Source organism: Streptomyces turgidiscabies Car8 (assembly GCF_000331005.1).
Taxonomy (GTDB): Bacteria; Actinomycetota; Actinomycetes; order Streptomycetales; family Streptomycetaceae; genus Streptomyces; species Streptomyces turgidiscabies.
The window spans coordinates 1-1,071 of the sequence record NZ_AEJB01000466.1; the positions used below are offsets into that span (position 1 = coordinate 1).

1 protein-coding gene is annotated in these 1,071 nt (G+C 72.0%); it reads left to right on the top strand.

Annotation, left to right across the window (positions count from 1 at the left end; translation table 11 throughout):
• A partial coding sequence (gene sucB / locus STRTUCAR8_RS33990) for a 2-oxoglutarate dehydrogenase, E2 component, dihydrolipoamide succinyltransferase (protein WP_006380764.1) occupies positions 1–1,057 on the top strand: 1,057 nt, incomplete at its 5' end.
• Positions 1,058–1,071 lie beyond the last annotated feature (14 nt).

The window sequence follows — 1,071 nt, forward strand, 5'->3', positions numbered from 1 at the left end:
GGCCCCGGCCGCTCCGGCCCCCGCGCCGGCTCCGGTCCAGGCCGCGGCTCCGGTCGCTCCCCCGGCGCCCGCGCCCGCCCCGGTGGCTCCGGCCGCTCCGGCGCCCGCCGCCGCGCAGGCCACCGACGAGGGTGCGTACGTGACCCCGCTGGTGCGCAAGCTCGCCGCCGAGAACGGCGTCGACCTCGGCTCCGTCAAGGGCACCGGCGTCGGCGGCCGTATCCGCAAGCAGGACGTCCTCGCCGCCGCCGAGGCGGCGAAGGCCGCCGCGGCCGCTCCGGCGCCCGCAGCCGCCGCCCCGGCAGCCAAGAAGGCGCCGACCCTGGAGGCCTCCCCCCTCCGTGGCCAGACCATCAAGATGCCCCGCATCCGCAAGGTCATCGGCGACAACATGGTCAAGGCGCTGCACGAGCAGGCGCAGCTGTCCTCGGTCGTCGAGGTCGACATCACGCGCCTGATGAAGCTCCGCGCGCAGGCGAAGGACTCCTTCGCGGCCCGCGAGGGCGTCAAGCTCTCCCCGATGCCGTTCTTCGTGAAGGCGGCGGCCCAGGCGCTGAAGGCCCACCCGGCCGTCAACGCCCGGATCAACGTCGAAGAGGGCACGATCACCTACTTCGACACCGAGAGCGTCGGTATCGCGGTGGACTCCGAGAAGGGCCTGATGACCCCGGTCATCAAGCACGCGGGCGACCTCAACATCGCCGGTATCGCCAAGGCCACGGCCGAGCTCGCGGGCAAGGTCAGGGCCAACAAGATCACCCCGGACGAGCTGTCCGGCGCGACCTTCACCATCTCCAACACCGGCTCGCGCGGTGCGCTCTTCGACACGATCATCGTGCCGCCGAACCAGGTCGCGATCCTGGGCATCGGCGCGACGGTCAAGCGCCCGGCGGTCATCGAGACGGAGGAGGGCACGGTCATCGGCGTACGCGACATGACGTACCTGACCTTGTCCTACGACCACCGTCTGGTCGACGGCGCCGACGCGGCCCGTTACCTGACGGCCGTCAAGGCGATCCTGGAGGCGGGCGAGTTCGAGGTCGAGCTCGGCCTGTAACCAGCGCCTGGGAT